The sequence below is a fragment of the Ezakiella peruensis genome (assembly GCF_900215725.1).
GTDB lineage: Bacteria > Bacillota > Clostridia > Tissierellales > Peptoniphilaceae > Ezakiella > Ezakiella peruensis.
Map to the genome: position 1 here is coordinate 1 of NZ_LT962470.1, position 20,160 is coordinate 20,160.

19 protein-coding genes and 1 riboswitch are annotated in these 20,160 nt (G+C 36.8%); all 19 genes read right to left on the reverse strand.

Features of this window, described 5'->3' with window-relative positions; translation table 11 throughout:
• Positions 1 to 223: 223 nt before the first annotated feature.
• The gene (locus CUU59_RS04935) at positions 224 to 2,656 is read right to left on the reverse strand and encodes an ABC transporter permease (protein WP_099950897.1); all 2,433 of its coding nucleotides are present in this window, start codon (positions 2,654 to 2,656) and stop codon (positions 224 to 226) included.
• The gene (locus CUU59_RS04940) at positions 2,649 to 3,329 is read right to left on the reverse strand and encodes an ABC transporter ATP-binding protein (protein ID WP_099950898.1); all 681 of its coding nucleotides are present in this window, start codon (positions 3,327 to 3,329) and stop codon (positions 2,649 to 2,651) included. The genes CUU59_RS04935 and CUU59_RS04940 overlap by 8 nt, the downstream gene beginning before the upstream one ends.
• Positions 3,330 to 3,375: 46 nt before the next feature.
• The gene (locus CUU59_RS04945) at positions 3,376 to 4,236 is read right to left on the reverse strand and encodes a sensor histidine kinase (protein WP_099950899.1); all 861 of its coding nucleotides are present in this window, start codon (positions 4,234 to 4,236) and stop codon (positions 3,376 to 3,378) included.
• Between the two features lies 1 nt (position 4,237).
• Entirely contained in the window at positions 4,238 to 4,888 is a 651-nt protein-coding gene (locus CUU59_RS04950) for a response regulator transcription factor (RefSeq protein WP_099950900.1), read from the reverse strand.
• Positions 4,889 to 5,113: 225 nt separating this feature from the next.
• The gene (gene lysS / locus CUU59_RS04955; RefSeq protein WP_099950901.1) at positions 5,114 to 6,994 is read right to left on the reverse strand and encodes a lysine--tRNA ligase; all 1,881 of its coding nucleotides are present in this window, start codon (positions 6,992 to 6,994) and stop codon (positions 5,114 to 5,116) included.
• An 8-nt stretch (positions 6,995 to 7,002) separates the two neighbouring features.
• On the reverse strand, positions 7,003 to 7,467 hold the full coding sequence (greA, locus tag CUU59_RS04960; protein WP_099950902.1) for a transcription elongation factor GreA: 465 nt from the start codon (positions 7,465 to 7,467) through the stop codon (positions 7,003 to 7,005).
• Complete coding sequence (locus CUU59_RS04965) at positions 7,460 to 8,428, reverse strand: tRNA dihydrouridine synthase (protein WP_099950903.1); 969 nt, start codon at positions 8,426 to 8,428, stop codon at positions 7,460 to 7,462. The genes greA and CUU59_RS04965 overlap by 8 nt, the downstream gene beginning before the upstream one ends.
• Complete coding sequence (locus tag CUU59_RS04970) at positions 8,400 to 9,176, reverse strand: type III pantothenate kinase (protein WP_099950904.1); 777 nt, start codon at positions 9,174 to 9,176, stop codon at positions 8,400 to 8,402. The genes CUU59_RS04965 and CUU59_RS04970 overlap by 29 nt, the downstream gene beginning before the upstream one ends.
• Positions 9,173 to 9,895, reverse strand: coding sequence for an ECF transporter S component (locus tag CUU59_RS04975; RefSeq protein WP_099950905.1), 723 nt, complete (start codon positions 9,893 to 9,895; stop codon positions 9,173 to 9,175). The genes CUU59_RS04970 and CUU59_RS04975 overlap by 4 nt, the downstream gene beginning before the upstream one ends.
• Positions 9,896 to 9,906: 11 nt before the next feature.
• On the reverse strand, positions 9,907 to 11,757 hold the full coding sequence (gene ftsH, locus CUU59_RS04980; protein ID WP_099950906.1) for an ATP-dependent zinc metalloprotease FtsH: 1,851 nt from the start codon (positions 11,755 to 11,757) through the stop codon (positions 9,907 to 9,909).
• A complete protein-coding gene (gene hpt / locus CUU59_RS04985) occupies positions 11,754 to 12,293 on the reverse strand; it encodes a hypoxanthine phosphoribosyltransferase (protein ID WP_099950907.1) in 540 nt (179 codons plus the stop codon). The genes ftsH and hpt overlap by 4 nt, the downstream gene beginning before the upstream one ends.
• Positions 12,277 to 13,635, reverse strand: coding sequence for a tRNA lysidine(34) synthetase TilS (gene tilS / locus CUU59_RS04990; protein WP_099950908.1), 1,359 nt, complete (start codon positions 13,633 to 13,635; stop codon positions 12,277 to 12,279). Before tilS ends, hpt begins: the two co-directional genes overlap by 17 nt.
• Positions 13,568 to 13,948, reverse strand: coding sequence for a S1 RNA-binding domain-containing protein (locus tag CUU59_RS04995; protein WP_099950909.1), 381 nt, complete (start codon positions 13,946 to 13,948; stop codon positions 13,568 to 13,570). The genes tilS and CUU59_RS04995 overlap by 68 nt, the downstream gene beginning before the upstream one ends.
• A gap of 122 nt (positions 13,949 to 14,070) precedes the next feature.
• Positions 14,071 to 15,156, reverse strand: a complete 1,086-nt coding sequence (locus CUU59_RS05000; RefSeq protein WP_099950910.1) for a redoxin family protein — start codon at positions 15,154 to 15,156, stop codon at positions 14,071 to 14,073.
• Positions 15,157 to 15,226: 70 nt separating this feature from the next.
• Positions 15,227 to 16,795: a hypothetical protein gene (locus CUU59_RS05005; protein WP_099950911.1), complete on the reverse strand. Its 1,569-nt coding sequence runs from the start codon at positions 16,793 to 16,795 to the stop codon at positions 15,227 to 15,229.
• A complete protein-coding gene (locus CUU59_RS05010; protein ID WP_099950912.1) occupies positions 16,795 to 17,475 on the reverse strand; it encodes an ATP-binding cassette domain-containing protein in 681 nt (226 codons plus the stop codon). The genes CUU59_RS05005 and CUU59_RS05010 overlap by 1 nt, the downstream gene beginning before the upstream one ends.
• On the reverse strand, positions 17,472 to 18,119 hold the full coding sequence (locus CUU59_RS05015) for a helix-turn-helix transcriptional regulator (protein WP_099950913.1): 648 nt from the start codon (positions 18,117 to 18,119) through the stop codon (positions 17,472 to 17,474). Before CUU59_RS05015 ends, CUU59_RS05010 begins: the two co-directional genes overlap by 4 nt.
• Positions 18,120 to 18,319: 200 nt before the next feature.
• Positions 18,320 to 19,213 carry a Fic family protein gene (locus CUU59_RS05020; protein ID WP_099950914.1) on the reverse strand — a complete coding sequence of 298 codons (894 nt, stop codon included), beginning with the start codon at positions 19,211 to 19,213 and terminating at the stop codon, positions 18,320 to 18,322.
• A 173-nt stretch (positions 19,214 to 19,386) separates the two neighbouring features.
• Complete coding sequence (thiT, locus tag CUU59_RS05025; RefSeq protein WP_099950915.1) at positions 19,387 to 19,932, reverse strand: energy-coupled thiamine transporter ThiT; 546 nt, start codon at positions 19,930 to 19,932, stop codon at positions 19,387 to 19,389.
• A 34-nt stretch (positions 19,933 to 19,966) separates the two neighbouring features.
• A riboswitch (TPP riboswitch) is annotated at positions 19,967 to 20,056 on the reverse strand.
• Positions 20,057 to 20,160: the final 104 nt, after the last annotated feature.

The window sequence follows — 20,160 nt, forward strand, 5'->3', positions numbered from 1 at the left end:
ATTTTTGATCCTGCTGGGATATTTTCATCTAGCATGATCAGGTTTGGAACATACTCAAATTAGTGGACACAAAAATAGCAACATATTCCATAATTATAGACAAAGGAATAAAAATATATTATTATCATCTCCTAAAGTAGATATAGAAAAAGTGCCTAAAATTATAGGCACTTTAAGAAATTTGACTCAATCTTTTTATTCATATACTCCACTTACTTTGAAATTATATTGTTCGAATTAAATCTATAGTCGGTCTGTCTAAAATTCTTTTTAAAGAAAAATGATAGATGATTAGATTAATACCATAGACGACTAATGAAAATCCTAAGAAACTTTTATAGTCATAATATTTTATTAGAGTACTCATTCTTAAATCAGGAGCTATTAATGATATTACAAACATAACTCCTAAACTCACAATAATAGAAATAGTAAAGGACTTTACCTGTTCTCCAATAAACTCCTTTTGATAAATACTCTTTAACTCATCTACATCCATTCCACAAGAGTAAAGACTTCCGATTTCTTTTTTTCTGCTCATGAGACTTAAATTAATAGATGAGTAGCCATTGGTGATATTTAGTACAAAGATGATTGATGCAATCCCTATTACAATTTTTATTAGACTTTTCAAATCATTATATTCATTTTTTGCTGTTTCCTCACCTGTTATGATATTAAAGCGATCTTCTGGTGAAATTTTACTTCTAATCATGGCCTCTACATATTCTTTTACATCTTTGGTATCCGAATCTTTTATCTTCATATTTAATGTATAGGCATAATTTTTGTATTTCTCATCACCTGCTTCTTCCATAAGTTTAAAATAAGTGTCAAAATCTGTATAAACTTTTACATCAAATGGTCTTGTTCTCGACTTATATTTTCCCAAATCTGTTATTGTCTTTGAAATTTTAATAGTCTTCTTATAATCATTTAAGTTAATATCTAAAGTCTGTGGGTTTTCGAAATAGGGAATCCTCTTTGCCTTGGCTATTGGAATAGAAGAATCTTCTTGAATTGTATTGTAGAGAATAAATTCACCCTTCTTTCCTCCAAGTTCTTTTAAGTCTTTTTCTTCCAAGGCGATGATAAATCCATCCATACCCTCTGTCTTATATTTTTTTATATTCTTTTTCGCTTCCTCGTCTAATCCAGCTGACTTTGCTTCTTTTGAGAATTCATTTGTATTTTCCACTTGAACATACTTGTCTTTTGAAATATAAGACTTGTCGTTAGGAACTTTATCTACAATTTCTTTTAATATTTCCAGGACTTGATTCTTTTCGCTAAAATAGTCCACGGAAAAATTATAGCCATCATCGTAATGCGAAAAATCTCTGTAGTAACTTGAGATACCTATGATGATTATAAATACTGAAATTATAATTATCCCTATTGCAGAAATATATCTCTGTGATTTTATTGATGCCAAGTTGTTTAGTTTTAATTCTTTCCAAAAATCTTTGACTCTTTTCTTCTTTGATTTTGAAAAATCTATATTCCCTCTTATGCCGTCTATAATGTTTATTTTAGAAATCTTTTTCGCAGGGGATTTAATAGCTAGTGCCACAATGATAAAAGAAACCAAAAGTATTGATAAACTTAATAAGGGATTAAATTTTATAACTTCAAAGGCACTTACTCCTTCACCTATTGTTATGTTTTTATACAAACAATTAATAAAGAAAAATCCTGCAATGTGTCCTAAGAGTATTGGAATTGCAGTTATAATAAGTCCTTCCTTTAGAAGTAAGAGATAAATTTGTCCATTGGTAGATCCTATAGACTTATAAATGGAAAGCTCTCTAATCTTCCTAAGCCCCCAAACCCAAAAGATGTTTTTTATAAAAAACACAAAGATCGCTATGCATCCAAGAACTGATAGAACAAGAACAGCCTGGCTCATTATATCTTGTAAGGGTTCGTTTTCTACTCCATAATAGTTTATAAGACTTTCAGAAAATTCTAAAGTAACTTTTTTGCCCAAAGTCTGATTGATTTCTGCTTGAATTTTATCTCTATTTTTGTAAGCTTCTTCAAATGAATGAAATTTTACAAAGGTTCTAAACGTAGGCATTTTATCTTGTAGCCCTAGAGCAAAACTTAGTTTACTGTACTTGTTGTAGACATCTACGTAAACACCGACTAAAGTAAAACTTTTAGAACCTTGGCTCTCAAATTTTTCCCTGTCAGTATTTGCACTTGTGGGGCCTATCTCTTCTCCGTCTAACAACCTTTTGCCTAAATCAAGTTCTACACGATCGCCTATTTTAAGTTTATTTTTCTCTACGAGGCTTTTAGATAGTACAATTTCGTCTTCCTTTGTAGCAAATCTGCCTTCAATAAGTCTTGAATACTCTCTCATCTTATTGATTGCTTCGTCTTGGTAGTTAATAACGACTAAATCGTCAGCAAGTTTTCCATTATCAGGATTAAGAGACATTTTTCCGACCAAGTCTATGTCTTCAATGGATTTTAACTTTTCAACATCTTCATTTGAAAGTTCTTCTTTAATCTCTCCATGATAAAAGCTTGAAGCCATGTAATAACCATAGTTAGCTCTCAAACTTCTGTATCCATAATAAAAAACCACAGTAAAAAATAAACTTACAATAAATAATGAGATGAAAATAGGAAAATTCTTCTTATTCATTTCTTTCATCTCCTACAATTTTTCCATCGACTATTGTAATAATTCGATTTGCTTGTAAAGCTATTTCTTCGTCATGGGTGATTAGGATAATTGTCTGTTTTAAGCTTCTATTGAAATATTTAAAAATTTCTATAATTTCCTTAGAATTTTTCCTGTCCAAATTACCTGTTGGTTCATCCGCTAATATTATAGATGGATTATAGATAAGACTTCTCGCTATGGCAACTCTTTGTTGCTGACCTCCTGAAAGCTCACTTGGAAAAGAGTCAAGTTTACTTTCTATACCAAGTTTTTTTACTATATCTGAAAATTCATCTTGATCTATTTTTCTCTTATCAAGCTTTAAAGGAAGTTCAATATTGTGACGAACTGTTAAATTTGGAATCAAATTATAAAACTGATAAATTAGTCCGACTTTTCTTCTTCTAAAGTAGGCTAATTCTTTTGAGGAATACTTTGAGATGTCGTTACCATCTATATAAACCTTTCCATCATCTGGACTATCTACTCCTCCTATAATATGTAGGAGGGTTGATTTACCAGACCCACTTGGTCCAACAATGGCGACAAATTCGCCTCTTTCAATTTCAAGGTTAACACCGTCTAAGGCTATGACCTTAGAATTACCCTCGCCGTATTCTTTTATTAAATTTTCTACTTTTAATATTTCCATACTTTCCTCCTTAATTTAAGGTAAGTATATAAAAGTAAAGTGATTTTTAGGTGACATTGTAGAATTTTATTTCAAATCTTACTCCAACATCAATATTTGAAACGGAAATTTCTCCGTTGTTTTTTTCGACAATTGACTTCGCCATAGCAAGACCAATTCCAAAACCATTTGAGTCTGGAGTTTTATAAAAGCGTTTAAAGATTTTTTTCATATTCTCTTTTTCTATTCCTCCACCATTGTCTTCAATGATTAAGCTCGTATAGAGGGGATTTTTGTATGATGAAAGCACGATTTTATCACAAGTCGGTCTATTGTCAGCATTTTTTATAATATTAATCAGAGCTTCTGCCAGCCAATAAAAATCTCCACAAATACTATTTTCCTTTAAACTCTCCTCTATTTCTACATTTATAGATCTATTTAAATCCAAACTATCTAAAGCATAATCCACTAATTCATCTAAACGAATTTGTTCTTTTTTCATAAGATCTTTATTTGCATCAAGGCTTGATAGTTTAAGCAAAATATCTGATAGGGAGTTTAATCTGATTGTTTGCCTTTTTAAAATCTCTATATCATCATTATCTGGAAAATCTATCCCCAAATTTTCTATAGAAAAAAGCATAGATGTAATGGGAGTTTTGATTTGATGGGCAATATCTTCTAGGTATTCTATTTGCTTTTCACTATTTTTAGTGCTTGTCTCTTTGGCTTCGACTATTTCTATAAAAAGTTTGTAAATCTTATCTTCTAAAATCGAAAAATCATCTTGCTTCATAGGAATTTTGTAGTCTTGATTCTTCATTTTTTCTATCAGATCTATAAGCTCATTTATTCTATTTTTCTTTCTTGATTCTAAAAAATAATATAGAAGTCCCAGACTTATTATCCATAATACATATATCATCTCAATCCATCCTATAACCAATTCCTCTAACAGTAATAATAACTTCTCTATCAAGCTTTTCTCTGATTCTCTTAATAGTAGATGTGAGAGTATTGTCATTTACAAACTTATCCCTATCTTCCCAGAACATTTCAAGCAGCTGACTTCTGGTATAAACTCTGTGAGGATTTTTAATAAATAAGACTAGGATTTCATACTCAAGTGGAGTTAGCTCTATTTGCTTACCTTTAAAATAAACTTTTGAATCATTTAAATCTATTTTTATATCCTTATAATTGATTGTTTTGTCTTGACTTAGAGCTATTGTCCTTAAAACTGCATCAATTCTCGCCCTTAATATTGCAAGGGAAAATGGTTTAGTTAAGTAATCATCTGCACCTTGATCAAGGGCTTTAACTATAAAATCTTCATCATTTTTAACAGTAGTAACTATAATTCTAATATCTTTATCTTTTAATTTTTCAATTAAATACTGACCGTCTTTATCTGGTAGATTTATATCAAGTAGCGCCACGTCCATGTCTACATTCATCTTATAGGTCGCTTCATAAAAAGATGATGCAATCTCTACCTCATAGCCATTATTAACTAAATACTTTTCCATTTGTAAAGCAATTTCTTTATTATCCTCTATAATCAAAATACTCTTCATTCTAACCCTCTCATACATTAACCTTTGAAATCTATTAAAAATTTTTTATACACAATAGCTATACTATGTCAACACTTATGACCGCAACATAAAATCCTGCCCTGCTTAGATCAGATAATTTATTTCAATGTATAGTCACTAACGTTTTTTATCAATTTTCAATCTTCATTATAAAAATTAAACTGGGATTCATAACAAACCCCAGTTTCATAATTAGCGTGTTCTTTAATAGATTTTTGATCCTGCTGGGATATTTTCATCTAGCATGATCAAATTTAATTTTTCTTCTCCGTCATAGTCGCAGACTGCTGATAGGAGCATGCCGAATGATTCTACTCCCATCATTTTTCTTGGTGGGAGGTTGGTGATTGCAAGTAGAGTCTTGCCTACTAGCTCGTCTGCGGAGTAGAAGTTTTTGATGCCTGATAGGATTGTCCTGTCAGTGCCTGATCCATCATCAAGGGTAAATTGCAATAATTTATTGGACTTTGGAACTTCTTCACAAGCCTTGACCTTTACAACTCTGAAATCTGATTCAGAGAATTTTTCAAAGTCAACCATATCTTCAAAGAGTGGTTCGACTTTTACTTTTGATAGGTCGAGTTTTTCTGCCTTGATGGCTTCTGTGCTTGCCTTTTCTAAGCCTATTGGCTTCATTGTTGGGAATAAAATTACGTCCCTGATTGAAACTTCGCCAGTTAAGAACATGATAAGTCTATCGACACCGATGCCCAGTCCTCCTGTTGGTGGGAGGCCAACTTCAATTGCGTTTAAGAAGTCTTCATCCATTGGATGAGCTTCGTCATCGCCAAGATTCTTGGCTTCCATTTGTGCTGTAAATCTGGCGCGTTGGTCGATTGGGTCGTTGAGTTCAGTAAATGCGTTTGCAATTTCCTTGGTGGCCATAAAGGCTTCGAATCTTTGTGTGTAGCGTGGGTCTGCTGGGTCGCGTTTGGCCAGCGGACTTACCTCTACTGGATGGTGAGTGACAAAGGTTGGTTGAATCATGTGGTCTTCGCAGAATTCTTCAAAGAATTCGTTGATGATATTGCCCCTATCCATCTTGGATGGTTCAAGCTCTAGGCCTTTTTCCTTGGCAATTGCAATTGCTTCTTCGTCTGTTTTTATTTCTTCAAAGTCGACGCCAGCATATTCTTTGATGGCTTCAACCATTGTAATTCTTCTCCATGGTGGAGTTACGTCGAGTTTTAGTCCATCGAATTCAAGGATTTGTGTGCCCAAAACATTTTGTGCAATGGTGGAGACCATATTTTCTGTGATGTCCATCATGTCCTTGTAATCTGCATAGGCAGCGTAGAGTTCGATAGCTGTGTACTCTGGGTTGTGGGTTTGGTCCATGCCTTCGTTTCTAAACATCTTGCCCATTTCGTATACGCGGTCAAAACCACCGACGATCAATCTCTTTAGATAGAGTTCGTTGGCAATTCTCAGATACATATCGATGTCAAGTGTGTTGTGGTGGGTGATAAATGGCCTTGCATTAGCACCACCTGCAATTGTATTTAGGGTTGGAGTTTCAACTTCTAGGAAGTCTCTGTCATCCAAATATTTTCTAATTTCTTTTAAGATTTTGTTTCTCTTGATAAAGGTCTCTTTGATTTCTGGATTTACAATCAAGTCCACATATCTTTGACGGTATCTGAGGTCTGGGTCCTTGAGTCCGTGGAATTTTTCCGGTAGGATTTGAAGAGATTTTGTCAAAATAACAAATTCTTCGCAGCGTACGGAAATTTCTCCCATCTTGGTCTTGAAAACTTCGCCCTTGATGCCGATGATGTCACCGATGTCAAGGAGTTTTACTTCTTCATAATCGTCTCCCAAATTGTTTTGGCTTACAAAGGATTGGATTGTCCCAGTTGAATCTAGGATGTCAAGGAAAGTGACTTTTCCGTGACCACGCTTGCCCATTACCCTGCCGGCGATTGATACGTATTTACCTTCATAGTCATCAAAATTATCTAAGATATCTTTGGCAAAGTGGGTCCTGTCGTAATTTGTAATTTCGTATGGATTTTTATCCATGTCTTTTAGTTTCTGTAATTTTTCCCGCCTCATCTGAAGCATTTCGTTTAATTCTTGTTCCATGATACCTCCTATGATTTTTTGATGCTTTTGATAGTGTATTTAATAATTCCGTCTGGAGCGTGTACTTCTACTATATCTTTTCTTCTCTTGCCAAGAAGGGCTGCTCCAAGTGGACTTTCGTTTGAAATTTTACCATTAAGTGGATCGCTTTCTGCTGAACCAACAATGGTGTAGATTTCTTCTTCGATTATGGTTACCGTTGTACCGACATTTACTTTTTCGGTTGTGATTTCATGATCTTCTACTACAACAGCTTCTCTGATTAAATTTTCCAGCTTAACAATACGCTCTTCCAGTTGGGCTTGTTCGTTCTTGGCTTGGTCGTATTCAGCGTTTTCACTCAGGTCTCCAAAGCCAAGTGCAACTTTGATCCTGGCTGAAACTTCCTTACGGCCGACTGTTTTTAATTCTTCGAGCTCTTCTTCAAGCTTGGTCAATCCATCTTTTGTTAAAAATACTTCTTTTTTAGTCATTTGTTCTAACCTCTTTTTCTATATTTTTAAAAAGTCTGTCTATAGTCTCGTTCATCTTGTCGATACTGTTAATCTCAGATAGACTTTTTCTTATCTTGGTTGCCTCTGGTCGATTGTTCAAATATTTTATCAAATGCTTTTTAAAATCGTTCAAAGCAACTCGTTCGGAAAAATCTTCCGTCATGTATTTAAAATGTTTCTTTATTATATCATATTTATCGTAATTAATCTTGTCCGGGGAAAAATAATTGTGAATATCTGCAAATATAAAGGGATTACCAATGGCAAAGCGGCCAATGGAAATGCCGTCAATATCGTCTGACTTCAAAAGCTCGACCGCCTTGTCAAATGAATCTATGTCACCGTTTCCTATAACGGGAATATTGAGTTTTTCTCTGATTTCAAATATCTTTTCCCAATCGGCCTGGCCAGTGTAGTGCATGTCGCGGGTCCGGCCGTGGACTGTCAAGAAATCTGCTCCTGCATCTTCGATCCGCTGGGCGATTTCGATTGCGTTAGATGGATCGCTTACCCCCAAGCGCATCTTGGCAGAGACTGGCTTGTTGGAATATTTTTTGCAGGTCTTAATTATAGCCGCCAAGGTATCCAGGTCATTTAATAATGCAGACCCGTCTTGATTTTTAAAAATTTTGGGCGCAGGGCAACCGAAGTTTAAATCAATCCAGAGAAAATCTTCCCTTGGGTTTAAATATCTCTCGATTGCGATTTGAAAGGCCTCTGGCTCGTGGCCAAAGAGTTGGATGCCGGTTCTGCCCACTGACTTTGAAATCTCAAGGGTCCTCTGGCTATCATAATACAAGGCCTTGGCGCTTACCATTTCCGTTACAGCGTATGGGAGGCCCAATTCAAAGGCGATCTTCCTAAAGGGAAAGTCCGTGTAACCGGCCATGGGTGCCAGAAAAACCGGCAGCCTATCCCCTATGCTTAGCGTTCTTGTCATAGATCTTCCTTAGGCCCCAGAGAGTCAACTCGTCGTCGACCACATCTATTACCTCAGTCTTTGATGCAATAACCTTGGCGAGTCCCCCAGTTGCAATTACCCTTGCGTCTATATTTTCCTCGGCCTTTAAGTGCTTAACTATATAATCAACCTGGCCAATAGCCCCGTACATAAGGCCCGCCCTGATGGCGTCAACTGTATTTCTATTTAAAAAACTTTCTGGCACAGTTAGGTCAACTTTTGGCAGCTTGGCAGCTTTCATAAAAAGCGCCTCCGCACTTATGCCTATGCCCGGACTTATAATGCCGCCCAGGTAATTGGATTTTTCGTCCACCACGCAATAGGTGGTCGCCGTTCCAAAGTCGATTATAATGAGCGGCGCACCATATTTGTCGATGGCAGCAACTGCATTTACAATCCTGTCTGCCCCAACTTCTTTTGGGTCATCGTAGAGGACGTTTAGTCCAGTTTTGGTCCCTGGGCCAACTACAATCGGCTCAAGGCCTGTTAGCATTTTAACCGCCTCAATCATATTGTCAGTTACCATTGGCACAACTGAAGATAAAATCGCCCCTTGGATTTTCGTCACGTCCACGCCCCTAAGAGTAAAGATCTGGTCAATGAAAAGTGCAATCTCATCCACAGTTTTTTTGCTGTCAGATGAAATTCTGATGCTAACCTTTAGGTCATAGCCTTCGTATATTCCTAAAACTGTATTTGTGTTACCTATATCTATTGTTAAAATCATGATTGTTTTCTACTTAAAATTCCCCCTGTAATTAGTCCAGCAATAATTGCCTCAGGTATACCATTTAAAAATACCACTGAAAGTATATAGTACAAGACACCCTTGCGGTCCATATTTTTGATGCCCATCATCTTATCTGAGTAGATCAAATAGATTGAGCCCATGACCATTGCCGTATGGCAAATTGTAGCTATAACTGCCGAGACGAAGCCCGGTGTGATTATATTTTCCTTCTTGATTGTCATAATCCAAATCATCACAATCAGTACTAGCGAAATTAATCCAATTACAATTCCCAAAGTCTTCCCATCTTTAAAGGCCTTTACAAGCGAATAAATAATTTCGATTAGTAAAACTGAGCTAATAATGCTGGTCAGCCTAATCATTTGCTTGTGAGATTTTTCCTTAAGGGCCTTGTAAAGAAAATAGGCGATCAGTGGAAAAATTATCCTTGGCAAAACACTTATGAGCGGATTTTGAAAGGCAAAGCTCAAAACCGTTGGCTTGGTGTAGTTGGTCCAGAGGGAATAAAGCCCAAAGGACAGGCCTAAAAATGTGCCCACATAAGGTCCGTAAAGGATGGCCCCAATAATTACTGGGATGTGTAGGGTCGTTGCTCTAATTGGTCCAAATGGTATAAAACCTAACTGTGTCATTCCGAGAACCAAAATCCATGCTAAGAGGATTGCGGATACAACCAGTTTTTTTGTGTTCTTCATAATTTAAACTCCTAAAATATTTCTAATTTTTCTCCTTCGAAGTCCTTGGGATCATAGTTCCCGCTGTAAATTGCTTCGAATTCCTTCTTGTATACTGTTTCCTTGTCGATAAGGGCCCCTGCAAGTCTTTCGAGTGCATCGTCGTGGTCTCTCAAGATCTCCTTAGCCTTATCGTAACAATAATTAACTATGGCCCGCATTTCAGTGTCGATGTCTTTTAAAATTTCTTCGGAATACGCCTTGGTGTGACCAATAGTGTTTCCTATGAAAGATTGACCTTCGTCATCTGAATAATTGAGGGTCCCAATCTTTGTACTCATGCCGTATTTTGCAACCATGGCATGGGCAATTTTTGTAACTCTTTCTATATCGTTTGAAGCGCCGGTTGAAATATCGTTTAGCTTCATATCTTCTGCAGCTCGTCCACCCAGGAGCATAATCATCATGTCAATCATCTTGGACCTGGTGTAAAAGCTGGTCTCTTCGTCAGGCACTGTGTAGGTAAAGCCACCTGCATCCCCACGCGGTACAATTGTAACCATGTGGACAGGGTCGGTGTGCTTCAAGGTCCGACCAATAATCGCGTGACCTGCCTCGTGATAAGAAACTAATTTCTTTTCTTCTTCAGTCACAACTGCCGATTTCTTTTCTGGTCCAGCTAATACCTTTACACTGGCCTCTTCTAACATATCTTTGTTTATAGTTGTCCGCCCTAGTCTGACAGACAAAAGAGCCGCTTCATTTATAAGATTTTCCAGGTCTGCAGGTGAAAAACCTGAAGTCCTCCTGGCTATATTATTTAAATCAACATCCTCGCCCATGGGCTTGTCCTTGGAGTGGATTTTTAAAATTTCCTCCCGACCTCTTAGGTCTGGCAAGCCGATTGTAATCTTGCGGTCAAATCTGCCCGGCCTTAGAAGTGCGTCGTCCAAAATATCTGGCCGGTTGGTTGCTGCCATTATAATAATGCTTTCGTTCTTTTCAAAACCGTCCATCTCTACGAGGAGCTGGTTCAAAGTTTGTTCGCGTTCGTCATGGCCACCGCCAAGACCTGTCCCACGCTTCCTGCCCACGGCATCAATTTCATCAATAAAAATTATGCAAGGGGCATTGGCCTTGGCCTCATTGAATAAATCGCGGACACGGCTGGCGCCCACGCCAACAAACATTTCCAAAAACTCAGAGCCGCTTATGGTAAAGAATGGAACTCCCGCTTCGCCTGCAACAGCCCTTGAAATGTAAGTCTTACCTGTTCCTGGTGGGCCGACTAACAAAACGCCCTTGGGAATCCTAGCTCCGACCTTGGCAAACTTGCCTGGGTTTTGTAAATAATCCACAATTTCATATAGCTCTGTCTTTTCTTCTTCCAGACCAGCCACGTCTTTAAAGGTAACTGGCTTAGAATTAGTTGGCTCAAATCTTTTGGCCCTTGACTTTGCAAATTGCTGGGCGTCTTTGTTTTGGCTGCCAATCTGTTTGAAGATTAGATTAAAGATAAATATAAATCCAACCATCATTATAATATAGGGAACTATGGATGCCAGGAGTCCAGATTCTTGAACGCTGTGGGCATCGAAGACCGTATTTTTTGCATCGACTTGTGGACCTATATGTTTATTGTAAAAGTCCGCCTGCAAGGTTGCCGGTAAAATCGCCCCATAGGCCTTGTCTTCCTTGTCAGTCAAAGTTAATTTATCACCACTTATAGTTGCGACCTTGACCTGGCCCGCGTCCAAAAGTTCGCCTGCCTTGGTCAGCTCAATCTTCTCTTGGTTTTTGCCCATTAAAAGTGGCCAGAGGCTGGAGAGAATGAACACAGTCATTATTATTATAAAAAATGGCGATAGTCTTAATCTCCTCATATTTTATAAATCTCCTCCTTTAAGCTGGCTATATATGGGAGATTTCTATAGCTCTCCGCATAATCAAGTCCATAGCCAACTATGAAATCGTTTGGCGCAATGTAGCCAACATAATCCAGCTGGACATCAGTTTTTCTTGCTTCTTTTTTATCCAAAAAGGTTGCAAACTTAACTGAATTTGCCCCACGCCTGGACAAATTGTCTTGCAAGTATTTTAAAGTGTAGCCAGTGTCTACAATGTCTTCGACTACAAGTACGTCCCTGCCTTCAACTGAAAAGTCCAGGTCTTTTAAAATCCTAACTTCACCAGTCGACTTAGAACTTGCCCCATAACTTGATAAGCTCATAAAATCAACCAATACTGGCAAATTAATTTGTCTGACTAGGTCTGCCATAAAGATAAAAGAGCCTTTTAAAATGCCGATTACCATTAAATCTTTATCCATAAAGTCGTGGGTAATTTCTGATCCCATTTCTTTTACTTTTTTTGAAATTTCTTCTTCAGTAAAGAGCATTTCTTTAATCGCCTTGTTCATAATACCTCCTTAAGTAAATTGTGTTTTTTGTATGATCATCAGTGGCCACGCGTTTAGATAGCCACAGGTCTTGAACATATATAATTCCCGCCTCATCACAAGCAATGACCAGGGAGTCCCGCTTGTATTTGGGGATTTTTTCATCTATTAATATTTCCTTAAGCTTCTTGGTCCGCCCACCCCTGGTCTCAAAAACATCTCCGGGCAAGCGTTTTCTGAAAGTAATTTGTCCTTGGATTTTGTCTGCATCCAGTGCAAGATTTTTTTCATCAAAATCTTTTGTCACTTGGAATTTGCATTCACTGACATAGTCTTCATTCAAAGTAAAAATTAAATCGTCATAGGATTTTATAATATAGATGCCAGAAAAACTGGTTCGTTTTTCGCCATCGCTAAAAATTATCTGGTCAATTTCCCTCAAGTGATAAGAGTAGATATCCTGCTGCTTTGGATTGAGCTTTTTAATAATAGCCATGTAAATATCAGCCCGTGTATAAGGAAAAAGCTCTAGCATCTTTGAAATAGAAATGCTGATTGTGTCTTCGCTTACATCCGCATCCTTCAAAAAATATTCAACCAGACCCTCTATCAAGAGCCTTGAAGCTTTTAAATTTCCAATCGCAAGCTCTGCCCTGTTTTTAAAATCAGGCAAAATTTTCTCTATCTGAGGAATTTTATTTATCCTCATATCATTTCTAGATACATCGTCTATAAAATTGGTCTCGTCAATACAGTATGGAATTTCGTGTTCGTCCAAGTATTTTAAAATCTCATCTTTGCCAATATTTAAAAGGGGCCTAAAAAATATTCCCTCTCGGACTTTTATACCTGCAAGACCATTTAAACCTGCTGCCCTTTCAAAGTTCATAAGGACGGTTTCAATGTCGTCGTCCAAATGGTGGCCAGTTATAACAGTAGTCGTGCCGATTTCCTCAGCTATTCCTTTTAGGTCAGCGTATCTTTTGACCCGGCCAGCTTCTTCAGTGCCAAGCCCAGATTTTTTTGCAAGTCGGTCTATATTTGCAGTCTCCAGATGGAGGATGATATCATTATCTGCACAGAGGCCTTTGACGAAGTTTTCATCACGGTCTGCAGTCTGACGCAGCTGGTGGTTCAAGTGGTAGGCGTGAATTTCAAAATTAAATTCAGCTTGCAAGGCCTTTAAGACTTTTAAAACAAAAATAGAGTCAGGGCCACCCGACAGGGCAACCAAGACTTTCTTTTCATTTTTGAAGATCTCATCTTGACAAAAGCAAGTGAAATATTCTTCTATATTATTTTTTCGGTTTACCAGAACCTCTTCGTCTGGATGTTCTTTGGTTAATGGATTGAATTTTTTCATTTGATTCCTTGACAAACTTAGACATTAGTTTTTCAAAGGCAGAATCTTCGGGGCCCTTTTCAATAAATTTCGGTGCCGGTGGTTCTTCCAAGGCCTTCATAGAAAGTGCAATCTTGCCATCTTCATTGCTGATAACCTTGGCCTTGACCAGGTCTCCAACCTTGACAAAGTCGTTTATGTTTTCAACAAATTCATTTGACAGCTCAGATATGTGAACCAAGCCACTTTCATCGCCCTCCAAGTCTACAAAGCAACCGAAGTTTGAAACCCCGTTTACCTTACCCTCAATAATGTCTCCTACTTTTAATACCATAATTCCTCCTGTTTATCAGGCTTATTGTACAACATATGCCGTTAAAAGTCAATGAATCTAGGACTTTGCAAGACTTTTAAAATAAAAAAGACGGCTAAGATTTAGCCGTCTAAAAATTTTTATTAATGATTTTGAATTTCAATATCTGTTGGGAATTTTTTCCCCGCAGATAATTCATTTACAATAAAATCTATTTGTGAATTTGTCAAGGCCCCCTTGAAAAGGCCAAGGACTTTGCCATTTTTTGTGAAAACTGAATGAGGAACGGTCTTTACATCATAAGATGCAACAATATCATAACCTGAAGTCGCCTTAAAAACCGGTAGCCTCCAATCATTTGCATCAAACAGCCTCTTGACCTCAGATATATCTTGGTCCAGGGAAACTGCAATCACGTCCACGTCCGCCCTCTTGTTTGACTCAGCCAAGTCTGGCATTTCGCTTACGCAATATGAGCATGAGCTTTGGAAAAAATTATAAATTTGAATCTTGTCCTTTATAAGCCTGCCAAGGCTGATATTATTTTCTGACCCGTCAATCATATCCACAGTAAACTTTGGCATGGTAGAACCGATTGCAAAGTTGCTAGCAAAATTATATGAGCCTTCGCTAGGATTTATTAGGTCTGCAGCAAGGGATATATAGTTTTTATCTTTGCTATCATTACCGTCATTTATAATGGGCTTTTGATTTTTATCATCGTCTACCAATAGGTCAACATTTTCTCCTGACCCAGTTGCCAGTAAAATCGCCCCAGTAGCTTCGTCCCAATCAACACCTAGGCCAATTAAATTACCCAATTGTCTAAGCTGTAAATAATTGTTTTCATTTATCAGAACAGTTTCAATTTGCTTTGCCTGGCCATTTAAAAGCAGATTGATATTTCCCTTTTGCCCAGTCACATTACCGGCCGCAAGCGGAGTCAAGTCACCGGCCAGTTTTTGATAAGGGCTGGCAGTTATAATAAGTACATTACCAGTAGCCTCGTCCCAGTCCACATTAAACTGAGAACCAGTCCCATTTAAAAGGGCAGCCATGTCCCTTAACTTAACATAATTTCTTTCATTTATCAGATAAGAACCGACCTTAACCTCTTGGCCGTTTAGCAAAACCTTTTGAAAAGTCCTCTCGCCAGTCACATTTTCAGCAAAAATATTAGCCGAAAAAACAATTAAACAAGCGATTAGAATAATAAATCTCTTTTTCATAAAATCCTCCTGCCCTAATTATACCATAGATAAAAAAACTTGCCAAGAAAAAAGCCCGATTAAAATCGAGCTAGTATCTAATCCTAAAAGTCTTGTGGAATTTTCTCCTTAAAATTATAAATGTTATGAGAGTCAGAATAAATATTCCTCCAACTGGATAAATAACTTTGGCCATATCCATTGAAGACATAAAGGACAAACCAATGATTGCCATCATAAGACCTTGAATCACCTTATAAACAGGACTCTTGTTTGAAAGGTCTGAGCTATAGGGGCAAAGTACATAATATATAATTATCTCCATAAGCTCCCTAGTTAACAGAATCATCGCATAGACAGCGAGTGTTAAGGGGATTTGTTTGAAATCAAAATCAACCTTATTTATTAATCCTATCAAGCCAACAAAGACTATGGCCAGCAAGAAATTTGGTAAAACCATCTTGGCAATATATCTTAACCGAGTAGAGATGGATTTTTTTATGGCCTCGCTATCGTAAAGATTGTGGTACATAAGAGGCATGTCGATATTTCTAAAACACATCTGCAGATAAGTCCCTGCCATGGCAGAAGATAGGACCATTACAATTCCAAAAGTTTGCAGGCCCGCAAAGCCCTTGTTGCCAGCAGATATCCCCAGTTTAAAAAGTATAATATAAACCAGGGCTGTAAAAATCATTCCATTGGTCTTGGAGAAAAATTGTTTCTTTAAGATATCTTTAAACCTTGTCTCAAAGGCCTTTTCAATGTAAGCTTGTGAAGATAGGCCCTTGTGGTCTTCTAAAAATTTAATATTATCCTCAGTACTTATGCCAGCGAGCTCTCTGTAGTCTTCACTCATACTATTGGTGATTACAAAGCCAACCGAATAAATATTAGACGAACCTATCAGGGTTTTTATTTGGTTGTAGGATTTAAATTTGTAAAAGTAAATTATCCCTGCAAGTGAAATTATTAAAGATGCAAGAGACAAAATGTAATAAAAATTATTGGTCAGCTTAATTTCAAGCTTAAAATATACCAGCAAGAAGGCTATCACATAAAGGACAAACTTGTAAATCGTCCTTAGCAGCTTTTTTATCAATTTATCATGCCTGAGCAGATAAGATATATTTATTAGATTTGAAATATAGGAGCAGGCTGACATAAATATAAAAATGCTAATGGCGACCAGGTAATTTTTAAAAATCAAATAAGAGATTATAAAGTGAACCAGGTTTTCCATTATGATGCCTTCCCTAATCTTTTGCCGATAAAAAATCCTTGGATCTACACCCATTATTCCCATAAACATATAGGCATTTTTCGCATCAGACAAGAATGAAGGATTTGCAAAAGCCTGGGTCAAGCAAAAGATTATAAGATAAACAAGGACCCTCAGGTCATACATAAAGCTTATGTCGTCAACTCCTAAGAATTTATTTATCCCAACCACGATTATATAATAGGGCATTATCAACCTTAAAGCAAAGGAGAAGGCAAAATGAATTAGCGCTCCCATAAAACTTATATTTGCTTTTAAATTTTCCTTGGCAATTATTTTCTTAAAGCCCAGGTGTTTGAGGCCTGGAATCCTTGAAAGTATATACAAAAAAGCATTGAAATTTATAATGGACATTAATTTCGAAAATTTTATAGCCATTAGATCACTTCCATTAAATACTTTTCGAACTCAATCGGCGACTCAAAATCATTCCTGCACTTGTTTAAGAGACCTTCTTTTAAAATCGCAACTTCGTCGCTAACATCAGTTGCCAGCTGGACAATATGAGTTGACATTATAATAATGTGGTCGTTTTTCATGGCAATCATCATCTCTTTTATATCGTGGCTAACGATTATATCAAGCGAGCTAAGTGGTTCATCAAGTAAGATAATAAGCGGCTTTTTGATAAAGGCACACATCATTTGAATCTTGTTTTTCATACCAAAGGAATATTCTTTGATCAGCCTATGCTTGTCCGCCTGATCAAAGTTAAATCTCACGAACAATTCGTCTATGTCAAAGTCTTTTACCTTATTAAAATCCACAAAGGCCCTGATAAATTCATAGCCAGTTAAAAATTCTGGCAAGACTGGAGCGGCCGACACCAGGTATACATCGTCATGGGCAATCGGTCGAAGCTTTCCATTTTCATCCACCAAAATTTCCCCACCATCAATTTTTTCTTGAAAGCTAATGCAGTTAAAGAGAGTTGTCTTACCCGTCCCGTTCCTGCCGATTACACTGTATATAAAGCCCTTGTCAAAAGTGTAGTCAATATCTTTAAGTACTTCCTTGTCTCCAAAGGATTTTTTTAAATTTTTAACGATTAATTTCATAGATCCTCCTCATATTTTGGACACCTTTTTATATGGCATGGGTAACACAGCTTATGATTGTAGCAACCGTCCTTGTAAAACATATAGTCAACAAGGCCTAAGTTTATTGCGAATTGAATCAACTGCCTATTGTTGTCTATTCCAATTTTTTCATAAATTTTTGCCATATATTTTTTAATAGTATGCTCGGAATAGCCAGTATCCTTAGCAATTTCACCCAAGCTATCTCCACGTACATATCTCATTATAATATCAGTCTCAGCCCCGTTTATTCTTATCAAAGCCTTTTCCGTCTTTTTAGGAACTTTTTCCAGAGCTTTTTTAATATCCGCAAATAAATTGCCCTTAATCTTTGAAAGCCATAGGTATTTTTTGATTCCATAATACTTGCAAAGCAGATTTAATCTGGGCTCATAATCCAGGCTAAGGACAAATAATATCTTCTTATCCTTGTAGGAAGCAAAGAATTTCTTTATCTCATCCTCAGTCATCAGGTCTCTTGAGTACAAAAATATATCAAAGTCATCTGAAATATCAGATCCATAAGCCTTGGCCTCAGACAAAATCTTATCATAAAATAAATCTATCAGCCTATCGGTCTTTGCAATAATATTTATATTTCCGTAAAGCTTTTTCTTTTTCAAAATACCACTCCTAAGTTCGAACTAATCGCTTTCTATATATAGAGTATATAATAAAACAATAAAAAAACATACCCTTTTGGGTACATTTTTAAAATTTAAGCTATCTTTACAAAAATCCTAACTTAAAAACTATTCTCCCTATAATTTTCTCGCCATTTTTTAGGATTTGGCGTAAATAAAAGAAAAATGGCGAGATTAATTTAATTATCTAAAATTGATAAATACAAATCCAATCTTTCATTCATATATTGAGCGAACAGGTCTGCCATAGCAGAGAGATTGTCTTTCCCATAATACTCATCAAAGGCTTGATAATATTTCAATCTATCGGTGAATTTTATATCAATAGGTGGATAACCTGCCTTCATGAGCTCTAGGTTTATAAGAAGCCTGCCAGTTCTACCATTTCCATCAATAAAAGGGTGGATGCCTTCAAATTCTAAATGAAAGCGAGCAAGTTTTGTCACAAAATCCTCGTCACTAGTTTTATAATTTTCCAAAAGTTTTTCCATCTGAGGAATTATTAAATAAGGTTGGACAGGTTCATGGACAGCTCCCATAATTTTAACTGGCACCCTACGATAAAGTCCCCTATCCTCTTTTTTGTCTGCCAAAACCAAGTAGTGAATATCTTTAATAATCTTTTCAGACATTTCCGCCCTCTCACTAACAAGCTGACTTACATATTCAAAAGCTTCCTTGTGACCAATTACCTCCAAGTGTTCACGCAAAGATTTTTGATCTATTGTCAGGCCTCTTAGAACCATATCCGTTTCACGCAAGGTCAGAGTGTTCCCTTCAATGGCGTTGGAGTTGTAGGTGTATTCAGTTAAAAAATCTTCATTTAATCTTTGCAGCTCGCCTGCAGTCAAGGGTCTTTTTTCTTTTAGGGCCAAAAGCTTTTCTTCTAGTATTGGCATTAGAGACTCTGTAGTTTTGTACCTGCCATCACTTGGCTTATTTGCATCGACCGGAATTTTCCAAGCCCTGCCATCTTTGTAGGCGCCAGAAATTTTTCCCTCTGCACACAAGACTCTGACTCTTCTTTCAGATATGCCCCATTTTTCTGCAGCTTCTTTAACTGAAATATACATTGACCTAACCTCCTTTTCTTAATTATACATTTTTATCGGAACAATAGCAAGGCTATCGGAATAATATTTTGCAATTAGCGGAATAATAGAATTTGATTTTTAATTGAAAATAAAAAACCCCGCCAATACAGGCGAGATTTCTAATGAATTATGACTATTTGACTGGTGTCAGTCTACATATTTTTTAAATCTTTTGTTAAAACATTTCTGAGTAAGAAAATTAAAACGATTGTTATAGCTAGTTCAACAGCTAAAAATGTTCCATTGTAGACAGCTGAATATGCCCAAACATTTTGACCTTCTGGTGCGTAAGAGCCAAAGAAAATTACCCCTGTTAAAGTGTGGCAAATAAATCTTGCAACAACACCCAAAACTGTCCCATAAATTACAGGCATTACATCGTTGTTTTCAAAAAATTTCTTGGAAAATAATCCTGCTAAACCTAAGAATCCAAAGGCTGCTGGGTAGTCTAGGATAGCTTGAACTGGATGATAAATACTTCCACCAATGGCCATATCCAAAAGTCCATAAGCAATACCAACGATAATTCCCTTGCCTGCTCCATGACGGATAGCAAATAAAATTAAAGGAATCATTTGTCCAGCTGTAACGCTGCCGCCTTGTGGCATTGAAAATAATTTGATTCTGCCAAGCACAAAGGAAAGTGCCAAGCACAAACCTGCTTCAACTAGTGTTCTTGTGTTCCAACTTCTATTCATAAAAAAATACCTCCCTTGCACATGCTTTAGAGGTACAATAAAAATACAACTTCCCTCCGCCAGCATTACCTGGATCAGGTTTAGGGTTTAATCTCAGCCCAATCGGGCACCCCTAGTGCAAATATATAATACAACATGAGGCAGCCTTTGTCAAATTTTTTCACAAAAAAATTGTGGCAGACATCTACCACAACATTTAGTATAGAGTCTAATTTATTACTAATACTT